Source organism: Pseudomonas sp. NPDC099000, from assembly GCF_044759925.1.
In the GTDB taxonomy this organism is placed as follows: Bacteria; Pseudomonadota; Gammaproteobacteria; order Pseudomonadales; family Pseudomonadaceae; genus Aquipseudomonas.
In genome coordinates this window covers 248278-271788 of sequence record NZ_JBIWAF010000003.1, presented here as the reverse complement: position 1 = coordinate 271788, position 23511 = coordinate 248278, and the positions used below count along the sequence as shown (strand labels likewise).

General features: G+C 59.8%; 19 protein-coding genes and 1 pseudogene. 10 read left to right on the top strand and 10 right to left on the bottom strand.

What is annotated here, in order from left to right; genetic code table 11:
- Positions 1-20 precede the first annotated feature (20 nt).
- Positions 21-1727 (bottom strand): ShlB/FhaC/HecB family hemolysin secretion/activation protein, encoded by a 1707-nt coding sequence (locus ACIQV9_RS05945; protein ID WP_403099207.1) that lies wholly within the window; start codon positions 1725-1727, stop codon positions 21-23.
- A gap of 287 nt (positions 1728-2014) precedes the next feature.
- On the opposite strand from ACIQV9_RS05945, the gene ACIQV9_RS05940 reads away from it, so the two are divergent.
- The 3 genes from ACIQV9_RS05940 (at position 2015) to ACIQV9_RS05930 (ending at position 3747) form a co-directional block, all read left to right on the top strand.
- The gene (locus ACIQV9_RS05940) at positions 2015-2290 is read left to right on the top strand and encodes a hypothetical protein (RefSeq protein ID WP_403099205.1); all 276 of its coding nucleotides are present in this window, start codon (positions 2015-2017) and stop codon (positions 2288-2290) included.
- A 260-nt stretch (positions 2291-2550) separates the two neighbouring features.
- A complete protein-coding gene (locus ACIQV9_RS05935) occupies positions 2551-3135 on the top strand; it encodes a papain-like cysteine protease family protein (RefSeq protein ID WP_403099202.1) in 585 nt (194 codons plus the stop codon).
- 12 nt (positions 3136-3147) lie between these two features.
- Positions 3148-3747, top strand: a complete 600-nt coding sequence (locus ACIQV9_RS05930; RefSeq protein ID WP_403099200.1) for a hypothetical protein — start codon at positions 3148-3150, stop codon at positions 3745-3747.
- A gap of 64 nt (positions 3748-3811) precedes the next feature.
- Here the strand turns inward: ACIQV9_RS05930 and ACIQV9_RS05925 are convergent, their stop codons facing one another.
- Positions 3812-5158, bottom strand: coding sequence for a DEAD/DEAH box helicase (locus ACIQV9_RS05925; RefSeq protein WP_008153197.1), 1347 nt, complete (start codon positions 5156-5158; stop codon positions 3812-3814).
- 193 nt (positions 5159-5351) lie between these two features.
- On the opposite strand from ACIQV9_RS05925, the gene ACIQV9_RS05920 reads away from it, so the two are divergent.
- Entirely contained in the window at positions 5352-6650 is a 1299-nt protein-coding gene (locus ACIQV9_RS05920; protein WP_403099198.1) for a mechanosensitive ion channel family protein, read from the top strand.
- Positions 6651-6768: 118 nt separating this feature from the next.
- On the opposite strand, the gene ACIQV9_RS05915 is transcribed toward ACIQV9_RS05920, so the two are convergent.
- The 3 genes from ACIQV9_RS05915 to ACIQV9_RS05905 form a co-directional block, all read right to left on the bottom strand.
- Positions 6769-7632 carry a carboxylate/amino acid/amine transporter gene (locus tag ACIQV9_RS05915; protein ID WP_403099195.1) on the bottom strand — a complete coding sequence of 288 codons (864 nt, stop codon included), beginning with the start codon at positions 7630-7632 and terminating at the stop codon, positions 6769-6771.
- A 420-nt stretch (positions 7633-8052) separates the two neighbouring features.
- Positions 8053-8652, bottom strand: coding sequence for an FMN-dependent NADH-azoreductase (locus ACIQV9_RS05910; RefSeq protein ID WP_403099192.1), 600 nt, complete (start codon positions 8650-8652; stop codon positions 8053-8055).
- Between the two features lie 234 nt (positions 8653-8886).
- Positions 8887-9201: a 3-phosphoglycerate kinase gene (locus ACIQV9_RS05905; RefSeq protein WP_403099189.1), complete on the bottom strand. Its 315-nt coding sequence runs from the start codon at positions 9199-9201 to the stop codon at positions 8887-8889.
- A gap of 49 nt (positions 9202-9250) precedes the next feature.
- Here ACIQV9_RS05905 and ACIQV9_RS05900 point away from each other — a divergent pair, with 49 nt between their 5' ends.
- From ACIQV9_RS05900 to aqpZ, 5 genes and pseudogenes are all read left to right on the top strand, one after another.
- A complete protein-coding gene (locus ACIQV9_RS05900) occupies positions 9251-10174 on the top strand; it encodes a LysR family transcriptional regulator (protein WP_403099186.1) in 924 nt (307 codons plus the stop codon).
- Between the two features lie 14 nt (positions 10175-10188).
- A pseudogene (locus ACIQV9_RS05895) lies at positions 10189-10994 on the top strand (alpha/beta fold hydrolase).
- A 3-nt stretch (positions 10995-10997) separates the two neighbouring features.
- Positions 10998-11555 (top strand): peptidylprolyl isomerase, encoded by a 558-nt coding sequence (locus ACIQV9_RS05890; protein ID WP_403099183.1) that lies wholly within the window; start codon positions 10998-11000, stop codon positions 11553-11555.
- Positions 11556-11640: 85 nt separating this feature from the next.
- Positions 11641-13473 (top strand): ABC transporter ATP-binding protein, encoded by a 1833-nt coding sequence (locus ACIQV9_RS05885; RefSeq protein WP_403099180.1) that lies wholly within the window; start codon positions 11641-11643, stop codon positions 13471-13473.
- A 249-nt stretch (positions 13474-13722) separates the two neighbouring features.
- Positions 13723-14418 carry an aquaporin Z gene (gene aqpZ, locus ACIQV9_RS05880; RefSeq protein ID WP_010462058.1) on the top strand — a complete coding sequence of 232 codons (696 nt, stop codon included), beginning with the start codon at positions 13723-13725 and terminating at the stop codon, positions 14416-14418.
- Between the two features lie 15 nt (positions 14419-14433).
- On the opposite strand, the gene ACIQV9_RS05875 is transcribed toward aqpZ, so the two are convergent.
- Complete coding sequence (locus ACIQV9_RS05875) at positions 14434-15558, bottom strand: GNAT family N-acetyltransferase (protein ID WP_403099177.1); 1125 nt, start codon at positions 15556-15558, stop codon at positions 14434-14436.
- Between the two features lie 284 nt (positions 15559-15842).
- Here ACIQV9_RS05875 and ACIQV9_RS05870 point away from each other — a divergent pair, with 284 nt between their 5' ends.
- Positions 15843-17135, top strand: a complete 1293-nt coding sequence (locus ACIQV9_RS05870) for a putative porin (RefSeq protein WP_403099174.1) — start codon at positions 15843-15845, stop codon at positions 17133-17135.
- A gap of 134 nt (positions 17136-17269) precedes the next feature.
- Here the strand turns inward: ACIQV9_RS05870 and ACIQV9_RS05865 are convergent, their stop codons facing one another.
- The 4 genes from ACIQV9_RS05865 to hrpA form a co-directional block, all read right to left on the bottom strand.
- Positions 17270-17506 (bottom strand): anti-sigma factor family protein, encoded by a 237-nt coding sequence (locus tag ACIQV9_RS05865; protein WP_403099170.1) that lies wholly within the window; start codon positions 17504-17506, stop codon positions 17270-17272.
- Positions 17500-18114 (bottom strand): RNA polymerase sigma factor, encoded by a 615-nt coding sequence (locus tag ACIQV9_RS05860; RefSeq protein ID WP_403099167.1) that lies wholly within the window; start codon positions 18112-18114, stop codon positions 17500-17502. Before ACIQV9_RS05860 ends, ACIQV9_RS05865 begins: the two co-directional genes overlap by 7 nt.
- A gap of 12 nt (positions 18115-18126) precedes the next feature.
- Positions 18127-19248 (bottom strand): beta-ketoacyl-ACP synthase III, encoded by a 1122-nt coding sequence (locus ACIQV9_RS05855; protein ID WP_403099164.1) that lies wholly within the window; start codon positions 19246-19248, stop codon positions 18127-18129.
- A 314-nt stretch (positions 19249-19562) separates the two neighbouring features.
- Entirely contained in the window at positions 19563-23474 is a 3912-nt protein-coding gene (hrpA, locus tag ACIQV9_RS05850; RefSeq protein WP_403099162.1) for an ATP-dependent RNA helicase HrpA, read from the bottom strand.
- Positions 23475-23511: the final 37 nt, after the last annotated feature.

Below are 23511 nucleotides of genomic sequence, written 5' to 3'. Positions count from 1 at the left end.
AAGGTCTCGATGCAGCGTAATTAGAGGAAGAAATCCATACGGAAATAGATCGGCGCTTCGCGCTCGGTCAGGGTGTCCGGACGTTCCAGGGAATGAGCAAAGGTCACGCTGGCGGCCAGGTGCTGCCCTCGGGCGAACAGCTCCACCGAGTTGCTGGACATGCGCCCGTGCTGGTCACCGTTGTAGCGGTCGCCACGGATCACGCCCTGGTCGTAACCGAGGCTGGTGCCGTATCCGGCGAAGGCCGGGCGTAGCCATTCCAGCGTTACCGGACGGCTCCAGCGCAGGTCGTTGCGCCAGTAGCCGCCGCTGTCGCCGGACAAGGATTGATCCTTGTAACCGCGGATCGACGACTGCCCGCCGAGGCTGGTGCGCTGCGGGCTGAACAGCACGTCTTCACTGCGCTGGCCGGTCATCAGGCTGCTGAAGCTGAAGGACTCGCCCCACACCTTGAACGGTTGCAGGTAGCTCGCGGTGGCGGTGTATTTGCGGTAGCGCGCATCCGGTTCGCCAGGGCCCGGGTGACCGTTGCCCTGGGCATCGAACGCACCGATGCCTTGCTGCATGCCGAGGTCAAGGTTGACAAACGCACTGCCAACTCGCCGACCGTGGTTGATGCCGAACTGAGCTTCGCTGATGCGGTTGCTGCTCAGCTTGAGCTTGCTGTCTTCGATGAAGTTGTTGGTGCGCAGGTACGACAGGCCGGTGCTGAGGGAGGTCTTGCTTACGGCGTCGCGATGGATCACCCGCTCGACGCGCAGTTGATGGTTTTCGCTGTCACCGGTCTGCTTGAAGTTGAAGCCGTTGGCTTGCGCCTGCGAGCGGTATTCACTCTGGCTGTAGGTGTAATTGAAGTTCCACCAGCCCCACGGCAGGTTGTAATTGAGCAGCGCATTGTTGGAGGTGTGCTGGTGATCGGTCATCGCATCGTGACCGCCGCGCAGATTCAGCTGATCCGCCAGACCCAGCGGGCTGTCCCAATCAAACGTGGTGCCCCACTGCTGCTCACCGGTGCTGCGCTGGCCGTCGTTGCTGCGAGACAACCCGACACGCCACGGCTTTTGCGGGGTGTTCTTGACCAGCACTTCGCTGCCGCCAACGTTCTTGCCCGGCGCCAATTCCATCTGCGCCTGATTCGAGGGCAAACGGTTGAGCTGATCGACCAGTTGCTCGATTTCCCGCAGGTTGACCAGCTCGCCAGTCTTGCCGGGAAAAGCCATGCCCAACTCGCGGTCCGACAGTTGGCTGTCTTGCGCGCCCTTCAACCCTTCGAGCTTGCCCTCGACCACCAACACCTTCAAATGACCGCCGGACAAATCCTGCTGCGGCAAGTAGGCACGACTGGTGACCAGGCCTTTTTCGATGTAGTGATCGGTAATGACTTTCAGCAGTTCGTTGAGCTGCGTGACGCCCAGGCATTGGCCGATGTAGGGCTCGAGCAGACTATTTTTCTCGCGCTCGGAAAGGCTGTCGGCGCCTTTGAGTTCGATGTCCTTGATCGGAAAACAACGGGTGTCGGCGGGCGCCGTCGGGGCGGCGGGTTTGACTTCCTTGCCGGGTAATTCCTTGAGCTCTTCGAGACGCCGACGTTGCTCTTCGAGCAGGCGATCCTGGCGCTCGCGGATGAGGTCGGTTTCCCCTGGAGTTGGGGCGGCATGAGCAAGATTAAGGGGAGAAAGGCACAGCAAAGCCAGGCACAACCTCGCCACGAGGGCGGGTGGGTACATGTTCGATCCCTCGAAATGGAGAGTGATAGCAAAATAGTGGCGCGATGTTAGAGAGCCATCATTCTGACGTCAAATAATGGATCCACTCGAATAGATTAGGCGACGAACGGTCACGGAAAAATCAGCTGCTTCTTGTTAACGCGCAGGAGTTTTCCCGATGCATTCAAGAAAAGGAGTCGCAACTGACAGGGCATTTCCGAGAGACGATGTGTCCTACAGAAAGCTGAACTTTCGGCAAGGCGGAGCCTCCACCGTTTAACCGCCCAACACGGAACTCGAGGCTTTCCATGAAAACGCTAATGACCTTCACCCTCGTCGCCACATTTGCCTGCGCCCTCCCCGCTTGGGCCTGCACTCCCGAAGAAGCAACGGCCAAGCGTGAAGAGCTGGCCAAGGAAGTCACCAGGCTCACGGAACAGAATCCAGCCAAGGCCAAAGAGATCAACGCCGAGTTGCAGAAGATGGATTTGGGCACCGCCAGCGCGGATCTTCCCGACAAATGCCAGCTGATTGATCAGCGGTTGAAAGAGCTGAAGACGGCAGATAAAAAGGCCGAGAGCTAAAACCAGGGTTTGCAGCCTTCGGTCATTCCTACGCAAAAATGACGATCCCTCCGGCGCTGCCCAAGGCGCCGTCCTTTCGATCTGGAATTTGCACTAGTGCATTTAATTATTTGCACAGACGCATATATCTGCCTAAGGTTACCCCGAGCCTGGATCGGAGCCGGCCATCCAACATGGCAAACCGCACACACCGATCGCTCAGTTACACCGCTACAGACTCACTAGCTGGACGCTAGTTTTCACTCATGGAGGATTGAAAAATGTTAACCACTGAAGCCACGTCATTCATCGGCGAAACCCTGCCAAGGTGCCTGACCGGTCATCTGCTCAACCCGCAACTGTCCGATGTCGAATCGGCTGCCCCCCTCGGCGCACTGGCTGCTGCCAGCCTGAACTTCACAATGCAGAAGCAAACCCAGACCAACTGGTGCTGGGCGGCGGTTTCCGCCTCGGTCGGCAACTATTACGGCACCGGATCCTGGACCCAATGCGGCGTGGCCACCACTGCACTCGACCGCAACTGCTGCAATCAACCCGGGCCGTGCAACGTCTACGGTTATCTGGATACAGCCCTGACGATTACCCGCAGTTTCAACGGCATGAACCAGGGTTCGCTGCAGATGCCGGCCATCCAGAACCAGATCAACATGGGCCGACCGATCGGTTTGCGCTGTGCCTGGTACGGTGGCGGTGCGCACTTCCTGACGATCTATGGCACCAACGGCAACTACGTGCTGGTCGCTGACTCGATCTACGGCTACTCGACCCGAGCGTTGAACTCGTTCCCCGGTTCCTACAACGGTGGCGGCAACTGGACCAACACTTACTTCACCGTTAAAAACTAGGAGGGCGACATCATGCAACTGACTTATCCAAAGGCGCCTTCCAACGGCGTGCAGACCTTGCGTCCGGCGCTGCAAGCCGCCCTGCAAACCCAAGGCTTCGGCATTAATCGGCAGTTTGCCAACGCCACGGCCAGCAAGATCAGCCTCAGCGAGGCCTACCGTGGGTACTCGCTCAGCCTGGAGGACGTGAGCCAGGGCAAAGGCCTGAAAGACGCCAAGATCGGCGATTGGCATTACCTGGTGTTTTCCGATGGCGTGACGATTGCCAATGCGCAACTGGCCGACGTCCGCGGCCATGTCGAGTTCGCCTCGCTGAACCACGGGGCCATGGCCGCCGCGACGGTCGGTGCGTTGAAACTGGCGGAACAGTCGCCGCAACTGCAGGGTAAAACCGTTGAGCTGCGGGTGCTGTTTGTTTCGGCGTTGCACTTGGTGGCGATCTGGCTGCATGCAGGCGATAGCGATGTGCTGATCCCGATTGAGCCGACGCCCAAGGAACTGGCGGTCACTCGGTTGTACAGCGAGGCTGCTCTGCTTGCTTTGCTGAAACCGGTAGCGGATCAGGCCAAGCAACGCTTTGATGCGGACACCAGTGGGCTGTTGGGGAGCTGACAAACCCTGGACCTAAAAAAACCCGGACACTTGTCCGGGTTTTTTATTGGAACGCTACAGCGCGTTACTCAGCAGCCGGCGCTTCCGGCTTGCGGCGCTTGAGCGGCGCCATGCCGTCCTTGCTGACCAGCGACAGGGCGTCGGTCTTCGGGCGGTTGGCGATCTTGCGTTTGGTCGGGGCCTTGGCGCCGGTTTTCTTCTTGTCGCCTTTGGCGTCGACTTTTTTCTTCTTCACGCCAACGGCTTTGCCCGAGGCCTTGACCTTTTTCGGTCCGCCGTAGGTGCCTTTGACTTCCTTGATGGTGCGGCGCTCGAAGCTCTGCTTGAGGTAGCGCTCGACGCTCGACATCAGGTTCCAGTCGCCGTGGCAGATCAGCGAGATGGCCAGGCCATCGTTGCCGGCGCGACCGGTGCGACCGATGCGGTGAACGTATTCGTCGCCGCTGCGCGGCATGTCGAAGTTGATCACCAGGTCCAGGCCTTCCACGTCGAGGCCGCGAGCGGCGACGTCGGTGGCGACGAGGATTTTCACGCCGCCCTGCTTCAGGCGGTCGATGGCCAGCTTGCGGTCTTTCTGGTCTTTGTCACCGTGCAGGACGAACGCTTTATATTCCTGCGCCACCAGACGGCCGTAGATACGGTCGGCCATGGCCCGGGTGTTGGTGAACACGATGGCCTTCTGGTAGGTCTCGTTGGCCAGCAGCCAGTTCACGATCTGTTCTTTGTGCTGGTTGTGGTCAGCGGTGATGATCTGCTGACGGGTGGTCGCGTTCAGATCGCTGACGTTGTTCAGCTGCAAGTGTTCTGGATTGTTCAGGACCTTGGCGACCATCTCGCGCAAACCCGACCCACCGGTGGTGGCCGAGAACAGCATGGTCTGCTGACGGTTGGTGCATTCTTCCACCAGACGCTGCACGTCTTCGGCAAAGCCCATGTCAAGCATGCGGTCGGCTTCGTCAAGGACCAGCACTTCAACTTCTTTCAAGTCGAGGTTGCCGGCGTTCAGTTGCTCGATCATCCGGCCCGGCGTACCGATCAGGATGTCCGGCACCTTGCGCAGCATGGCGGCCTGGACCTTGAAGTCTTCACCGCCGGTGATCAGACCGGACTTGATGAACGTGAATTGCGCGAAGCGCTCGACTTCCTTGATGGTCTGCTGGGCCAGCTCGCGGGTCGGCAGCAGGATCAGGGTCTTGATGCTGACGCGGACTTTCGCCGGGCCGATCAGACGGTTGAGGATCGGCAAAACGAATGCAGCGGTCTTGCCGCTACCGGTTTGCGCTGTCACCCGCAGGTCACGCCCTTGGAGCGCCAGCGGAATAGCCGCTGCTTGCACAGGCGTTGGCTCGACAAATTTAAGCTCGGCCACGGCTTTGAGCAGGCGTTCGTGCAGGGCGAATTGGGAAAACACGGGTGCTACCTCGAAGAAATACAAAAAAACAGCTGCATAGGGTAACGGTTTCGAGCGCCGAGGCCGAGTTTCTTTATGCAAACGGCGGTAAACAGTGGCTTTTTTGTTGCCTGATTTGTCTCAAAACGTCATGCAAAGCGTCTTAGATGCTCTAATCGCCCCGTCGCATCCTACAGAAGAACCATTTTTACCCATGGATATCAAACAGCTCTGGCTCAACGTCCAAGACCTCTGGGGTGCCCTCGACCAGCACCCGCTCCTGCATTCCAGTCTGGCATTGATCGTGTTGCTGGTGATTGCGCTGGTCCTCGGACGAGTGGCGCGTTACCTCATTCTGCATGCGACGAAAATGCTCGGTCGCCAACCGGCGCTGCACTGGGTCAACGATTTTCGACATAACAAAGTGTTTCATCGCCTGGCGCAGATGACGCCATCGCTGGTAATCCAGTTCGGCCTGTATCTGGTGCCGGAATTGAGCAAGAAGAGCCTGAACTTCCTCGGCAACGTCGCGTTGGCGTTCACCATTCTGTTCCTGATGCTGGCCATCAGCGCGTTACTCAATGCCCTGCTGGATATCTACGCTCGCACCGAACACGCTCGCACCCGCTCGATCAAGGGTTACGTGCAACTGGCGAATCTGGTGTTGTTCGTGTGTGGCGCGATCATCATCGTCGCCACGCTGATCGACCGTTCGCCGCTGTTGCTGCTGTCAGGCCTGGGCGCCATGTCGGCGGTGATTCTGTTGGTCTACAAGGACACCCTGCTGTCGTTCGTCGCCAGCGTGCAGCTGACCAGCAACGACATGCTGCGGGTCGGCGACTGGATCGAGATGCCGCAGGTGGGCGCCGACGGAGATGTGGTGGACATCACGCTGCACACGGTCAAGGTGCAGAATTTCGATAAAACGATTGTTTCGATCCCAACCTGGCGCCTGATGTCCGAATCGTTCAAGAACTGGCGCGGCATGCAGCAGTCCGGCGGACGACGGATCAAGCGCAGCCTGTTCATCGACGCCAGCGGTATTCGATTCATCCGCGATGACGAAGAGCAGAAGCTGTCCCAGGTGCATCTGCTGACCGACTACATCAGCCGCAAACAGGCCGAGCTCAAGGCCTGGAACGAGGCTCAGGGGAACGTCGCGGCGATGTCGGCCAACCGTCGACGGATGACCAATATCGGGACATTCCGCGCCTACGCACTGGCGTATCTGAAGAGTCACCCGGAGGTCCAGCCGAACATGACGTGCATGGTCCGCCAGATGCAAACCACCGCGCAGGGCATTCCGCTGGAAATCTACTGCTTCACCCGCACCACCGCGTGGGCGGATTACGAACGGATTCAGGGGGATATTTTCGATTACCTGCTGGCGGTGCTGCCGGAGTTTGGGTTGAGCCTTTATCAGCAGCCGAGTGGCGGGGATTTAAGGGCCGGGTTGCTGCCGGCCATGTTAGGCGCGAGCCACATTCCCGAGCCCGAAAAACACATCATGTAGCCCACCGAACTGATCGTTCCCACGCTCCGCGTGGGAATGCATCCAGTGACGCTCTGCGTCACATGCGTAGGGACGCGGAGCGTCCCGGGCGGGATTCCCACGCAGAGCGTGGGAACGATCATGCGATAGCAGGCCTACGTACACCCAACCGACTGATCCACACTGCCATCAAAATCACCGATCCGCCAAAGAACAACCGCCCCAGCTCTTCATGCTGATTCCAGATCAGCAAGTTGATCAGCAACCCCACCGGTACATGCAGGTTGTTCATCACCGCCAGCGTCCCGCCATTCACCAGGCAGGCGCCCTTGTTCCACCAGTACAACCCCAACGCGGTCGAGACCAGACCGAGGAACACCAGCACGCCCCACTGCAGCGGTGCTTCGGGTAGGAAGTTCTGTTTGCCGAACATCAGGAAGGCTGGCAAGGCCACCGCCAGCGCGCCCAGATAGAAGTAGCCGAAGCGTCGGTAGTGCGGGAGATCGCTCGGATGACGCGCCACCAGATGCTTATAAAGTACTTGCCCGGCGGCGTAGGTGAAGTTGGCCAGTTGCAGCAGCAGGAAGCCCATGAAGAAATCCGGGTTGATCCGGTCGTAACGAATCACCGCCGCGCCGAGCACCGCCACGAGTGCCGCCACCAGCGCCCACGGATTGAAGCGCCGGTTCAGGGCATCTTCGATCAAGGTCACGTGCAGCGGTGTGAGGATGGTAAACAGCAACACTTCCGGCACCGTCAGCACCCGAAAGCTCAGGTACAGGCAAACGTAGGTCACGCCGAACTGCAACGCGCCGATCAGCAGCATGCCGCGCATGAACGCCGGCTCGACCTGACGCCAGCGTGTCAGCGGAATAAACACCAGCCCCGCCAACAACACCCGCACCAGCACCGCGAAGTAACTGTCGACATGACCGGCCAGGTATTCGCCGATCAGACTGAAGGAAAACGCCTGGATCAGCGTGACAAAAAGTAGATAGCCCATGCTCGCCTCGTTTCGAATGGCGGCGACGATAGCGGGTTTTACCCGTCACCGCGACAGCCGGCCACACACAGATCCCCTGTGGGACCGAGCCTTTGTGGCGAGGGGATTTATCCCCGTCCGGCTGCGAAGCAGTCGTAAACCATTGTTTGCGGTGTACCTGACACACCGGGTATTCCGATTTTGGGGCCGCTTCGCAGCCCAACGGGGATAAATCCCCTCACCACAAAAGCTCGCTCCCGCAGGGACTGTGTGCCGATCCAATAAATCCTGGGCAAAAAAAAGCCCGATCTCGCTAAAGCGTTCAATCGGGCGACAGCACTCAGGAGCAACAAGTGCAAAGGGAGGTTCGATGCGCGTAAAGCCTTGAAGGGGTTGCGCCAGGCCACTTGAACATCAAGGGATTATCTGGCGATTAAAGCCTCAGGCCACCTGGGAAAGCCTGGCGTTGGCCTGGTTCAGGCCTTTCTCCTGAAAGTCACCGCCCAGGTTCATGCCTTCGGCGTGAATGAAGGTCACGTCGTGAATCCCGATGAAACCCATCACCTGACGCAGGTACGGTTCCTGGTGATCGGCGGTGCTACCGGCGTAGATCCCGCCGCGAGCGGTCAGCACGTAGGCCCGCTTGCCGCTGAGCAAACCTTGCGGGCCAGTGTCGGTGTACTTGAAGGTCACGCCGGCACGCAGCACATGGTCGAGCCAGGCTTTGAGGGTGCTGGGGATGGCGAAGTTGTACATCGGCGCGGCCATGACCAACACGTCAGCGGCCAACAGTTCGTCAGTCAATTGGTTGGAGCGTTCCAGGGAGACCTGTTCGATGTCGCTGCGCTGTTCGGCGGTTTTCATCCAGCCGCCCAGCAGATTGATGTCCAGGTGCGGCACCGGGTTGACGGCAAGGTCACGCACGGTGATCTGGTCGTTCGGGTGAGCGGCTTTCCACTGGCTGATGAACGTCTGGGTCAACTGACGGGAAACCGAGTCTTGCTGACGGGCGCTGCTTTCGATGATCAGAACGCGTGACATGGGATGTAGGCTCCATCTGAGAATGCTGTAAGGCGATGGAGTGAAGGTTAAACAGAGTCATATCGATGAAAAAGCGCAAATAACTGCTATAACCCATCAATAAATTCGTTTATAAGCTGAGCATACTTACTCTGTAGGAGCGAGGCTTGCCCGCGAAGGGGCCGTGTCATTCAGCATCTATGTCGACTGGCAGACCGCATTCGCGGGCAAGCCTCGCTCCTACAGGGTTTCATGTCATTTGGGGGTGCAGGTCAGGTTGATGCGCATCTTGATGATGGTGCGGGTGAATTTGGCAGTGGCATTTTTGTGTTTGCCGGCGGCCACTTCGATCTGGCGTGTACGCGGCGCTTCCGGGCCATTGTTGAAAACCACCTTACAGACCGCATCGGTGGAGCCGTAATTATTGACCTGAATGGAAGCGATGTCGTTATCCGTGTCAAAGGCGTTGTAGTCGATGCTCATGCCATTGAGCTGCTTGGTTACATCGATCGGATAAGCAAACGCCGTCAGCGGCAGCATCGCCAACAACACACAACAGAATTTTTTCATTCAGCAGTCTCCAATTAGGACTGCCAGCTTAGGACAAGAGGAGCTATTCATGAAAGCGCCCCGCGTGACCCTTGATCAATGGCGAACCTTGCAAGCCGTGGTCGACCACGGCGGTTTCGCCCAGGCCGCCGAAGCGCTGCACCGCTCGCAATCGTCGGTGAGCTACACCGTGGCGCGCATGCAGGACCAGCTCGGCGTGCCGCTGTTGCGCATCGACGGCCGCAAAGCGGTGCTGACCGAAGCCGGCGGCGTGTTGTTGCGTCGCTCGCGGCAACTGGTGAAACAGGCCAGCCAGCTGGAAGACCTGGCTCACCACATGGAGCAAGGCTGGGAAGCGGAAGTGCGGCTGGTGGTCGACGCCGCTTACCCGAGCGCCCGCCTCGTCCGCGCGTTGACCGCGTTCATGCCGCAGAGCCGTGGTTGCCGGGTGCGTCTGCGCGAAGAAGTGTTGTCGGGTGTCGAAGAAGTATTGCTGGAAGGCGTGGCCGACCTGGCGATCACAGGGTTCAGCATTCCCGGCTATCTCGGCGCGGAACTGAGCGATGTTGAATTCGTCGCCGTCGCCCACCCCGAACACCCGCTGCATCGTCTGAACCGCGAACTGAACTTCCAGGACCTGGAAACCCAGATGCAAGTGGTCATCCGCGACTCCGGTCGCCAGCAACCACGAGACGTCGGCTGGCTCGGCGCCGAACAGCGCTGGACCGTCGGCAGCCTGGCCACCGCGGCGACTTTTGTCAGCAGTGGCCTGGGTTTCGCCTGGCTGCCCCGGCACATGATCGAACGCGAACTCAAGGAAGGCACGCTCAAGCTGCTACCGTTGGACCAGGGTGGCAGCCGCAACCCGAGCTTCTATCTGTATTCGAACAAGGACAAACCCCTGGGCCCGGCGACGCAAATCCTGATCGAACTGCTGCGCACCTTCGACACGGCGCCGCTGGATGCGCCGTTCGCCGCCCCTGAACAAGCCTGACACGGAGTATTTGCATGGCCTATTTCGAACATGAAGGTTGCAACCTGCACTATGAGGAATACGGCCACGGCACGCCGTTGCTGCTGGTCCACGGGCTGGGCTCCAGCACCCTGGACTGGGAAAAGCAGATCCCGGCGCTGTCAGCCCATTACCGTGTGATCGTTCCGGATGTGCGCGGCCACGGTCGCTCCGACAAACCCCGCGAGCGCTACAACATCGCCGGGTTCAGTGCCGACCTGGTCGCCCTGATGGAGCACCTGAACCTTGGCCCTACGCATTACGTCGGCTTGTCCATGGGCGGCATGATCGGTTTTCAACTGGCCGTGGATCAGCCGCACATGCTCAAAAGCCTGTGCATCGTCAACAGCGCGCCTGAGGTCAAACTGCGCAGCCGCGACGATTACTGGCAGTGGTTCAAGCGCTGGAGCCTGATGCGTGTCCTCAGTCTGGGCACCATCGGCAAGGCCCTGGGCGCCAAGCTGTTCCCCAAACCCGAACAAGCTGACTTGCGGCAAAAGATGGCTGAGCGCTGGGCAAAAAACGACAAACATGCTTATCTCGCCAGCTTCGATGCCATCGTTGGCTGGGGTGTTCAGGAACGACTTTCGAAGGTCACCTGTCCAACCCTCATCGTCAGCGCCGACCGCGATTACACGCCGGTCTCGCTGAAGGAAACCTACGTAAAACTGCTACCCGATGCACGGCTGGTGGTGATCGCCGATTCGCGCCACGCCACCCCGCTGGATCAACCCGAACGCTTCAACCAAACCCTGCTCGAGTTTCTCACCGCAGTCGACACCACCTCACTCAGGATCACTGACCCATGCTGAAAAAAATCGCCCTCGTCGCCGGCTCCGTTCTGTTTGCCGCCAACCTGATGGCCGCAACACCCGCCAAGGCGCCGCACGTGTTGCTGGAAACCACCAACGGCCAGATCGAAATCGAACTGGACCCGGTCAAGGCGCCAATCAGTACCAAGAACTTCCTTGATTACGTCAACAGCGGCTTCTACAACAACACGATTTTCCACCGTGTGATTCCTGGCTTCATGGTCCAGGGCGGTGGTTTCACTCAACAAATGCAGCAAAAAGAAACCAAGGCACCGATCAAGAACGAGTCCAAGAACGGCTTGCATAACGTGCGTGGCACGCTGTCCATGGCCCGCACCTCGAACCCGGATTCGGCCACCAGCCAGTTCTTTGTCAACGTCAAAGACAACGACTTCCTCGACAGCGGTGATGGTTATGCCGTGTTCGGTAAAGTCGTCAAAGGCATGGACGTGGTGGACATTATCGTTAACACGCCAACCACCACCCGTGGCGGCATGAAAGACGTGCCGGCCGACCCTGTGTTCATCAAGTCAGCCAAAGTCATCGACTAATCTGCACAGGAGTGCTTGAGCGGCGGCCGGTATCCGGCGCCGCTCATATCGTTTAAAGGAGAGCCCGTGCGCGGGCGGAGAACTGATGCTTTATCGCCGTTTCGAGAAACTGATCGACATATTCCGCGACGCTCCGACGGCGGCTCCGCCAGATCGGGTTCTCCCCTTCTATACCTATTACTTGAAGCAGGTCTGGCCGAGTTTCGCCGCTCTGCTGATTGTCGGCCTGTTCGCCTCCTTGATCGAAGTCGCGCTGTTCAACTACCTGAGCCGCATCATCGACCTGGCACAAGGCACGCCGAACCCCGATTTTTTCCAGGACCACGCGCTTGAACTGACCTGGATGGTGGTGGTGACCCTGATTCTGCGGCCGATTTTCTTCGGTCTGCACGACCTGCTGGTGCACCAGACGCTGACCCCCGGCATGACCAGCCTGATTCTCTGGCAGAACCACCGCTACGTACTCAAGCAGAGTCTTAATTTCTTCCAGAACGACTTCGCCGGACGCATCGCCCAGCGCATCATGCAAACCGGCAACGCCCTGCGCGATTCCGCCGTCCAGGCGGTGGATGCCCTGTGGCATGTGCTGATCTACGCCATCAGCGCGCTGGTGCTGTTTGCCGAAGCCGACTGGCGCCTGATGATCCCGCTGACGACCTGGATCGCTGGGTTCATCGGTGCGCTTTATTACTTCGTGCCTCGGGTCAAGGACCGCTCGGTGCAATCCTCCGATGCGCGCTCCAAACTCATGGGACGGATCGTCGATGGCTACACCAACATCACCACCTTGAAGTTGTTCGCTCACACCAACTATGAACAGCAGTACGCCAAGGAAGCCATCAAGGAGCAAACCGAAAAAGCCCAACTGGCCGGGCGCGTGGTCACCAGCATGGACGTGGCCATCACCAGCATGAACGGCTTGCTGATCGTCACCACCACCGGCCTGGCCCTGTGGCTGTGGACGCAGTCGCTGATCTCGGTGGGCGCGATTGCCCTGGCCACAGGCCTGGTGATCCGCATCGTCAACATGTCCGGCTGGATCATGTGGGTGGTCACCGGCATCTTCGAAAACATCGGCATGGTCCAGGACGGTTTGCGGACCATCGCCCAACCGGTCAGCATCACCGACCGCGATCAAGCCAAACCGCTGACCGTGGCCCGTGGCGAAGTGCGCTTCGAGCACGTGGATTTTCACTACGGCAAGAAGAGCGGGATCATTGGCGACCTCAACCTGACGATCAAGCCTGGTGAGAAAATCGGCTTGATCGGACCGTCCGGCGCGGGCAAATCGACCCTGGTCAACCTGCTGCTGCGCCTCTATGACGTGCAGGGCGGGCGAATCCTCATCGACGGGCAGAACATCGCCGAAGTCGGCCAGGAAAGCCTGCGCGAGCGCATTGGCATGATCACTCAGGACACCTCGTTGTTGCACCGCTCGATCCGCGACAATTTGCTGTACGGCCGGCCCGATGCCACCGACGCCGAGTTGTGGGAAGCGGTGCACAAGGCGCGCGCCGATGAGTTCATTCCGTTGCTGTCGGACGCCGAAGGCCGTACCGGTTTCGATGCGCATGTGGGTGAGCGCGGGGTGAAACTCTCCGGCGGCCAGCGTCAGCGGATTGCGATTGCTCGTGTGCTGCTCAAGGACGCACCGATCCTGATCATGGACGAGGCGACCTCGGCACTGGATTCGGAAGTCGAAGCCGCGATCCAGGAAAGTCTCGAAACCCTGATGCAGGGCAAAACCGTGATCGCCATCGCCCACCGGCTCTCGACCATCGCCCGGATGGACCGGCTGGTGGTGCTGGAAAAAGGCAAGATCGCCGAAACCGGCACCCACGCCGAACTGCTGGCGCATGGCGGATTGTATGCGCGGCTGTGGCAGCACCAGACGGGTGGGTTTGTCGGTATCGACTGACCACTCCCTGGCTGATCGTTCCCACACTCCGCGTGGGGATGCCTCAAGGGACGCTCCGCGTCCAGTGACGCGGAGCGTCACGGGCTGCATTCCCACGCAGAGCGTGGGAACGATCAGCCCCACCTACCCGCTGGAAATCCGCAAAATCCCTGCTGTACTCAGCCAAGGTTCTGGAGCTGAGCCTGTTGTAAGCCTGCAGGATGCATCACGCATTACAGTCTCGATAGGTCGCCTATCAAGGACACTCTCATGTCGCTGTTCAAACGTTCAGTCACTGAGTTATTAGGTACGTTCTGGCTGGTACTGGGAGGTTGCGGCAGTGCGGTGCTCGCCGCGTCTTCTCCCCTCGGGATCGGGGTGCTGGGTGTGGCCATCGCGTTTGGTCTCACCGTGTTGACCATGGCGTTCGCCATTGGCCATATCTCCGGTTGTCACCTCAACCCTGCCGTCTCCGTCGGCCTGTGCGTTGGCGGCCGGTTTCCGGCCCGGGAGTTGCCCGCGTACATCATCGCCCAGGTGATTGGCGCCATTATCGCCGCCGCGCTGATCTACTACATCGCCAGCGGCAAGGAAGGCTTCGATCTCTCCGCCGGCCTGGCCTCCAACGGCTACGGCGAACACTCGCCGGGCAAGTACTCAATGGCCGCAGGATTTGTCTGTGAACTGGTGATGACCGCGATGTTCGTGCTGATCATCCTCGGCGCCACCGACAAACGCGCGCCCGCCGGGCTTGCACCGATTGCCATTGGCCTGGCCTTGACGCTGATTCACTTGATCTCGATCCCCGTCACCAACACTTCGGTCAATCCGGCCCGCAGCACCGGCCCGGCGTTGATGGTCGGCGGCTGGGCCATCGCGCAATTGTGGATGTTCTGGGTGGCACCGCTGCTGGGGGCGGTGATCGGCGGCGTGACCTATCGCTGGCTGGGCAAGGAAGGCACTTGAGGCCACGGGCGAGGATCATGCTTGCCGATAAGGCAACGCGGTCCTCGCTTCCTCGGCATAGGCCAACACACCGAGACGTTCCTGGTGCAGGAAGTCTTTGACCGCGGCTTTCAGCCCTGGATGACGCAGGTAGTGCCAGGAATGGGTAATCACCGGTTCGAACCCGCGAATCAGCTTGTGTTCACCCTGGGCGCCGGCATCAAAACGCTGGAAGCCATTGGCAATTGCGTAGTCCATGCCCTGGTAGAAACAGGTCTCGAAATGCAGGCGGTCGAACTCCGCCAGGCAGCCCCAGTAGCGGCCGTAAAAGCTGTCGCCGCCCACCAGGCTGAAAGCCATGGCCACGGGGCGCGAACCCTGTTTGGCCAGCACCACACGAATGGATTCGGGCATGCGCTCCGCCAGCAGGCTGAAAAATTCCCGCGTCAGGTACGGCGCTTGTCGACGCACCGCGTAGGTATTGGCGTAACAGGCATAGACGAAATCCCACTGCACCTGATCCAGTTGCCTGCCTTCAAGCCATTCGAACTCAATACCCTGCCCCGCCACTTGCTCGCGTTCCTTGCGCATCTGCTTGCGTTTGCGCGAACTGAGGACGTCGAGGAAGTCCTGAAAATCCCGATAACCGCGATTCTGCCAGTGGTACTGACAGCCGATCCGCTGCAACCAGCCGGGTTGTTCGGCCAATGCCGCGTCGGTGAAAGGGTCCGTGAAGTTGATGTGCGCGCTGGAGAGTTCTTCGATTTCAAGGTAGCCCGGCAGGCTCTTCAGTAGCTCGAAACCATCCTCGACCTTACGCGTCAGCAACCGCGGCCCGCTGACCGGGCTGAACGGCACGGCGGTCAACAGCTTGGGGTAATAGTCGATGCCGGCACGCTCGCAGGCATCGGCCCAGGCGTGATCGAACACGTACTCGCCGTAGGAATGCCACTTGCGGTAACTGGGCAGCGCAGCGATCAGACGCCCTTCTTCGAGGTGCAACAGATGCTCGGGCTGCCAGCCGGAATGGGGGCCGAGGCTGCCGCTGTCTTCCAGTGCGCTGAGGAAGGCATGGCGCAGAAACGGCTGATTATCCGGCACCAGGGCATCCCACGTGCGCGGACCAATATCGGACAGGCTTTCCAGACGTTGCAGCGGCATTGACACCCTCTCTACTTCTTCGCGTAACAGCCCGGCGAGTATCGCCTATCGCCCGCCATTACACATCCGTCAAAAACCGCCGACAGGGCTCTGGATCAAAAGTTCAGACAGTCTTTGTATCGTCATCGAGACGCCATCACTTTGCCACTGCTCTGTAATAAACCATCGCGATACTGGCGCCAGTTTTTAGAGCGTCGGGTTCTACCCGGCCACTGTTTCCGTCCGTCAATGGTCGGTTGTGTCCCGGATGGCTCAGTCATCCCCTTACATCTTCGGAGATTGATATGCGTCTTGCTTCCACGAAAACTGCGGCGGCCCTGTGTGGCGGTCTGCTGCTGGCCATGAGTGTTCCGGCCAGTGCCGCAGTCGACGCCAAACTGCTCGACATGCTTAAGGCAAACGGCTCGATTACCAACGCGCAATACAGCGAACTGCAAGCCGAGCTGGCCAGGGATCAGAAAGAGCAGCAAATCGCCCGTCAGGCTCAGCAAGAGACCAACGAGCAGATCGCGGCCACCGCGAAGAAAACCAATGAACTGAGCACCTTCGACCAGAAACTGGCCTGGGCTGCCAAGACCCAGTTCAAGGGTGACGTGCGTTTCCGTCAGGAAACGGTCAAGAACGATGGTGTATCGAACACCGGCGACCAGGATCGTCAACGTATTCGTGTGCGCCTGGGTGCCTACACCGAAATCAATCCGCAAGTGGACACCGGCATTCGTATCGCCACTGGCAATAACAACGATGCTCGCTCCACCAACCAGAGTCTGGAAGGCAACTTCTCCAAGAAAGATATCTGGCTGGACCAGGGCTACGTCGACTACCACCCGACTGCCATCAAGAACCTGCACTTGATCGGCGGCAAGATGCCGCAACCATGGGTGAGCATGGGTGACATCATCTGGGATAACGACATCAGCCCGGAAGGTCTGGCCCTGACTTACAAATACCCGCTAGGCAGCACGGCCGAGCTGTTCGGTAGCGCCGGCCACTACACCCTCCAGGACAACGTCGACGGCGAAGGCAAGCAGTTCCGTCACGACCTGCGTCTGTACGCGGGCCAGTTGGGCGCGCGCTTCGCGATCACTGACAACCTGAAAATGACGCTGGGTGGCAGTGTCTACGCTTACGACAACGACGAGGACACCGCCACACTGGCCATCAACGGCAACAGCGCGGGCGAAGAGTTCAAAGTGTACGAAGGCTTTGGTCAGATCGACATCAGCGGCCTGCCAATGCCGCTATCGTTGTACGGTCAAGTTGCCAACAACGACAGTGCGAGCAACGATCAAGACATGGCCTGGCTGGCCGGTGTCAAGACCAAGGTCTTCGGCTTCGGCGTGGACTACAACTACCGCGACGTACAGCGTAATGCGGTGGTCGGCGCCTTCACCGACTCCGATTTCGCCAACGGCTTCACCGGTTCGCGTGGCAGCAAGTTGAAAGTGAGCTACGAGCTGGACAAGAACTTCGCCCTCGGCGCGACGTACTTTATGGCTGACTCCGACTACACCAACGCCACCCTGCGGGATTCGAAGATCAACACCCTGCAACTGGACGCAGAAGCCAAATTCTAAGCACTCCTGCTCCACGCCTCAGGTCATGGATGCTTGAGGCGTTTTTACAGTCTGGCGTTGATGGATCGATCCCCATCATCCGTTCGATGCATCCACGCCGGACTGCTTCTCTTCCCTGCAATAGCGCCACGACTCTACGGAATGTCCTTGCGACGCTCCGCAGCGAGACGTTCGGCGAGTGCATCGACATCCGGCACCGCCTTCTCCGGCAAGACGCGCAGCGTCGCCTGCATCAAACGCATCTGACGAATGAATCGCCGGCAATTGGGGCAGAACATTAAATGATGCCGCACCAGCAACTTCTCCCGAAAGCTCAACTGGCCATCGAGATAATCACTGGAACGTGCCACTTGCTCCTTACAGGTCAGCATTCGCCGGTTTCCTCAAAATGCTCCACGGTCGCAAAGACCTTCAACCGCGCCCGATGCAGCAGCACGCGAGCATTGGAGAGCGAGATTTCCAGAAGATTACAGATCTCTTCCAGTTCCAGGCCCTGACGCTCGCGCAACAGCAAGACGCTGCTTTGCAATTCCGACAGGCTGAGCAACGTGTGTTCGAGGCATTCGCGTAACTCGTTTTCGGTGAGCAACGCCTCCGGGGTGTCCTGGTGCCAGGCGAACGGCGCCACCAGCCAGTGGCCATCAGCGGACGAAAAACGACCATCATCGATTGTGCCATGGGGCGATGGAAGGTCATCAAGCAGCACCTCGCGACGGTTCTGCTTGTAACGGCCCTTCGCCGCATTGGCGGTGATGGTCAGCAACCAGGTCTTGAGGCTCGAACGCGCCTCGAACTTGCTCAGATTACGCACCACAGACAGCCACGCATCCTGCACCACTTCGTCAGCATGCCGGCTGCCGACGATCGCATAAGCCACTGCACGCATCGGGCTCTGGTAAGTGCTGACCAATTCCTTATAAGCCATCTGCTCGCCCGCCAACAGGCGCTCGAGCAGTTGGGTGTCGTCAGCAACTGCCATTCAAACCTCGTATCAACGCTTGCGCAAAATCACGCTACCAATCGAGTAACCCGCGCCAAACGAGCTGAGCACGGCGAGGGAACCGGCGGCCAGATCGTCCTGATGTTTGTGAAACGAAATCACCGAGCCGGCGGAGCTGGTATTGGCGTAGGTGTCGAGAATCACCGGGGCTTCTTCTTCGGTGGCTTCGCGGCCCAGCAGTTTCTTGACGATCAGGTGGTTCATGCTGAGGTTGGCCTGGTGCAACCAGAAGCGCTTCACGTCGCTGACGTTGAGTTTGTTTTCTTCCAGGTGCGTAGCAATCAGCTCGGCGACCATCGGGCAGACGTCGCGGAACACCTTGCGGCCTTCCTGGACGAACAGTTTGTCTTTGGCACCGACGCCCTCTTCCGCCGCGCGGTTGAGGAAGCCGAAGTTGTTACGGATGTTGTTGGAGAACTTGGTCAGCAGTTTGGTGCTGACCACGTCGAACTGATGCTTGGACGTCGCCAGGTCTGCACGTTCGATGATCACCGCTGTCGCCGCGTCGCCGAAGATGAAGTGGCTGTCGCGGTCGCGGAAGTTCAGGTGACCGGTGCAGACTTCCGGGTTGACCATCAGGACTGCCCGGGCCTGGCCCAGTTGCACGCTGTTGGCGGCGGCCTGGATGCCGAAGGTCGCCGAGGAGCAGGCCACGTTCATGTCGAAACCGAAACCCTGGATGCCCAGCGCTTCCTGGACTTCGATGGCGATGGCCGGGTAGGCGCGTTGCAGGTTGGAGCAGGCCACAATAACGCCGTCGATGTCGGCGGCGGTTTTGCCGGCGCGCTGCAAGGCTTGTTCGGCCGCGCCGATGGCCATCTGGCAAAGCACCGACCATTCGTCGTTGGAACGCTCAGGCAGACGCGGTGCCATGCGTTGCGGGTCGAGGATGCCGTCCTTGTCCATGACAAAGCGGCTTTTGATGCCGGAGGCTTTTTCGATAAACGCAGCGCTGGATTCGGTCAACGCTTCGACTTCGCCACGGGCGATGGCGTCGGCGTTGTCGGCGTTGAATTGCGCGACGTAAGCGTTGAAAGACTGCACCAGCTCTTCATTGGAGATGCTGTTGGCCGGGGTGTACAGGCCGGTGCCGCTGATGACGACGTTATGCATGGTCGTTTCTCTAATCTGTTCAGGCAGAAAGCGTTGGCACCGACGTACCAACACATAAAGGGTCTGTTCCCGTCACGGGAAGCACACCTGGCATCGCTTTAATCCGATCCGCCCGAACCTGTAGAGGCTCAAAACCGCGGGGCCGGCGTTTATAGGCGCGAAGTTTGCCATAAACGCTGGGATTTGGCCCTATTTGCAAGAGCAAACGCCCGCCGAAGGAACGACACAATACCTGTAGGAGCCAGGCTTGCCGGCGAAGGCGCCCTCAATAACGCCTTCGCCGGCAAGCCTGGCTCCTACAAAAGCAGTCCCCGCTAGGGTTCAACCTGGGTCCATTGCTTGTTCAGGCGCTTGTCGGAGATCGGCACTTTGGTCCCTAGTTGCTGGGCGAACAGCGAAACCCGGTATTCCTCCAGCCACCAACGATAGAGTTCCAGTTGCGGATCGCGCTTGCCTTCCTGGGCGTGTTTGTTGGCGCGGGTCTGGTATTGGGCCCACAGACCGGACAATTCGCCACTCCAGACCCGATCCCTCTGCACCTGAGCGCCGATTTTCTCGAAGCGCTGCTCGACGGCCTTCAGGTAACGCGGTAATTCCTTGAGCCACTGCATCGGCGTTTCCCGGACAAACCCTGGATACACCAGATGACTGAGCTGCTGCTTGATGTCGTTCAGGGCCACGGCTTGCGCCAGATCAATCTTGCCCTTGAAGCGTTTTTGCAGGCCGTGCCAGAGCTTGAGGATCTCCAGCGTCAATTTGGCCAGGCGCTCGGCGTGCTCGGTCCAGCCACCGCGCTTGCGCTCGGCCAACGAGGCCAACCCGGCGCCATCGCGTGGCAACGGGTCTTCGCCCTCGAGAATGCAGCTGTCGAGGCTGGCCAGCAGAATGTCCTCCACCAGCGCATCGATGCGCCCCAGTTCACGGTACATCAGCCCCAGCTCGGTCAGCCCCGGCAGCTTGCCCCGCAGAAACTTCGCCGGCTCGGCCAATTGCTGCATCAGCAATCGTTGCAAGGCGCGGCGATGCTGGAACTCGGCTTCGGCCGGGGTCGAAAAGCGCCCCTCCTTGACCGTCCCGCTCTCTTCCACCAGCGCCGGATACACCGTCATCGACAACCCGGCGATCTTCTGCTGGGTTTTCTCGGCGACGGCGGCAAAGACTTTCGGCTCCACCGGCTGCTGGTTTTTCGCGGTTTGCGGCACGGCCAACGCGGCCTGACTGGCCTCGGCAAAGCGTGCGGTCAGTTCGGCCAGATCTCGCCCTTCGCCGAGGAACTTGCCTTGGCCATCGACGATTTCCAGGTTCATCCGCAAATGACTGTCGACTTGCTGCGAAGCTTCCGCCCACGCCTCATCGCTGACCCGCGCGCCCGTCATGCGCAGCAATTCACGGCCCAACGCTTGCGGCAACGAGCCCTCGGCGAAGGTCATGCGCTGCAACGCGGCTTTGACGAAGTCCGGCACCGGCACAAAATTCTTGCGCAGGGCCTTGGGCAGGTTGCGCACCAAGGCGATGCACTTGGCCTCGATCACGCCGGGCACCAGCCATTCCAGACGTTCCGGCGGCAACATCGGCAACAGCGGTGCCGGCACGCGCAGGGTCACGCCATCGCGCGGGTGATTCGGCTCGAAGTGGTAACTGAGGGCCAGTTCCAGATCGCCGATGTGCAAGGTGTCCGGGTAATGCAGCGCGGTGACTTCGCTGGCCTCACGGGCCAGCACGTCTTCTTCGCGCATGATCAGCAGCTGCGGGTCTTTCTGGCTGTTGACCCGGTACCAGCTGTCGAAAGTCGCGGTCTGGTGGATCTCTGCGGGCAATCGCGCATCGTAGAACGCGAACAGGGTTTCTTCGTCGGCGAGAATGTCGCGACGCCGGGCCTTGGCTTCCAGTTCGTCGAGTTGTTCCAGCAGTTGCGCATTGGCCGTCAGGCACTTGGCTTTGGATTGAATCTCGCCACGCACCAGGCCTTCGCGAATGAAGAACTCACGAGACACCACCGGGTCGATCGGCCCGTAATGCACCGGCCGGCGACCGACCACGATCAGCCCGAACAAAGTGATCTGCTCGAACGCCACGACTTGACCGCGCTTCTTCTCCCAATGGGGTTCGAAGTGGTTTTTCTTGATCAGGTGCCCGGCCAAGGGTTCGATCCAGTCGGCATCGATCTTGGCGACCATGCGCGCGTAGAGCTTGGTGGTTTCCACCAGTTCGGCGGCCATCAGCCATTGCGGACGCTTTTTACCGAGGCCCGATGACGGGTGAATCCAGAAGCGCCGCTGACGGGCGCCAAGGTAATCGCCTTCATCGGTTTTCTGGCCGATCTGGCTGAGCAGTCCCGAGAGCACGGCTTTGTGCAGCTTCGGGTAATCCGCCGGCTCTTTGTTGAGGCTCAACTGCATGTCGCGGCAGATCAGGCTCAACTGACGGTGCGAGTCGCGCCATTCGCGCAGGCGCAGGTAATTCAGGAAATTCTTGCGGCACCAGTTGCGCAGCGGGCTCGCCGTCAGCGCCTGGCGCTGTTCTTCAAAACCACGCCACAGATTGACCAGCCCGGCAAAGTCCGAGTCCACGTCTTTCCACTGTGCATGGGCCTGATCCGCCGCTTGCTGACGCTCCGGCGGACGCTCGCGCGGGTCTTGAATCGACATGGCGCTGGCGACGATCAGCACTTCCTGCAAGCTGCCGAGTTTCGCCGCTTCCAGCAGCATGCGACCCATGCGCGGGTCCACCGGAAGGCGCGCCAACTGGCGACCGAGCGGGGTCAGCTGGCTGTTGCGGTCCACGGCCGAGAGTTCTTGCAGCAGGTTGAAACCGTCGCTGATCGCCTTGCCATCCGGCGGCTCGATAAACGGGAAGTCGGTGATCTCGCCGAGGCGCAGATGCAGCATCTGCAAAATCACCGCCGCGAGGTTGGTCCGCAGAATTTCCGGATCGGTAAATTCCGGGCGACCGATGAAGTCGTCTTCACCATAGAGACGGATGCAAATGCCCGGCTCGACCCGTCCGCAACGACCTTTACGCTGGTTGGCGCTGGCCTGGGAAATGGCTTCGATGGGCAGGCGCTGGACCTTGGCGCGGTAGCTGTAACGGCTGATGCGCGCGGTGCCGCTGTCGATCACGTAACGGATGCCCGGCACGGTCAGCGAGGTTTCGGCGACGTTGGTCGCCAACACCACGCGGCGTCCTGGGTGCGACTGGAAAATCCGCTGCTGTTCGGCTGGCGACAACCGCGCATACAGCGGCAGGATTTCGGTGTGTTTGAGTTGGGCCTTGCGCAGCATGTCGGCGGCGTCGCGAATCTCGCGCTCGCCGGGCAGGAACACCAGCACATCGCCGGGGCTCTTGCGCTCGCTGCGTTCGAACGCGGCGATTTCGTCGAGGGTGGCGAGGATCGCCTGATCCACCGTCAAGTCATCCTCGACGCGGTTGCCCTCTTCGTCCTGCTCCAGGGTCAGCGGGCGATACCAGGTTTCCACGGGGAAGGTGCGGCCGGAGACTTCGACAATCGGCGCGTCATCGAAGTGCTTGGAGAAGCGCTCCAGGTCGATGGTCGCCGAGGTGATGATGACTTTCAGGTCCGGACGGCGCGGTAGCAGGGTTTTCAGGTAACCGAGCAGGAAGTCGATGTTGAGGCTGCGTTCGTGGGCTTCGTCGACGATGATCGTGTCGTAGCGTTCGAGGTAGCGGTCGTTCTGGGTTTCCGCCAGCAGGATGCCGTCGGTCATCAGCTTGATCAGGGTGTTGGAATCGCTCTGGTCCTCGAACCGCACCTGATAGCCGACCAGCGCGCCCAATGGCGTCGCCAGTTCTTCGGCAACCCGGCTGGCGACGCTGCGCGCAGCGATTCGACGCGGTTGGGTGTGGCCGATCAGGCCATGCTGGCCACGGCCGATTTCCAGGCAGATCTTCGGCAACTGGGTGGTTTTACCCGAACCGGTTTCACCGGCAATGATCAGCACCTGATGCTTGAGCAGCGCTGCCTTGATTTCATCGCGCTTGGCGGCGATCGGCAAACTGTCGTCGTAACGAATCACCGGCAGGCTGGCCCGCCGTGCCAGTACCTGGTCACAAGACGCCTGCATGCGCGTCACCCACTGGGCCAGCTTGGCCTCGTCGGGTTTCTTGCGCAGCTCAAGCAACTGCCGCCGCAGCCGGTGGCGGTCGGCGAGCATGGCGTGATCGAGGTTTTTCAGCAGTTTGTCGATGGAAGGCGATTCGTCAGTCATCAGGTACGCAATAAGTCGTCTAGTGGCGCAGGGGGCG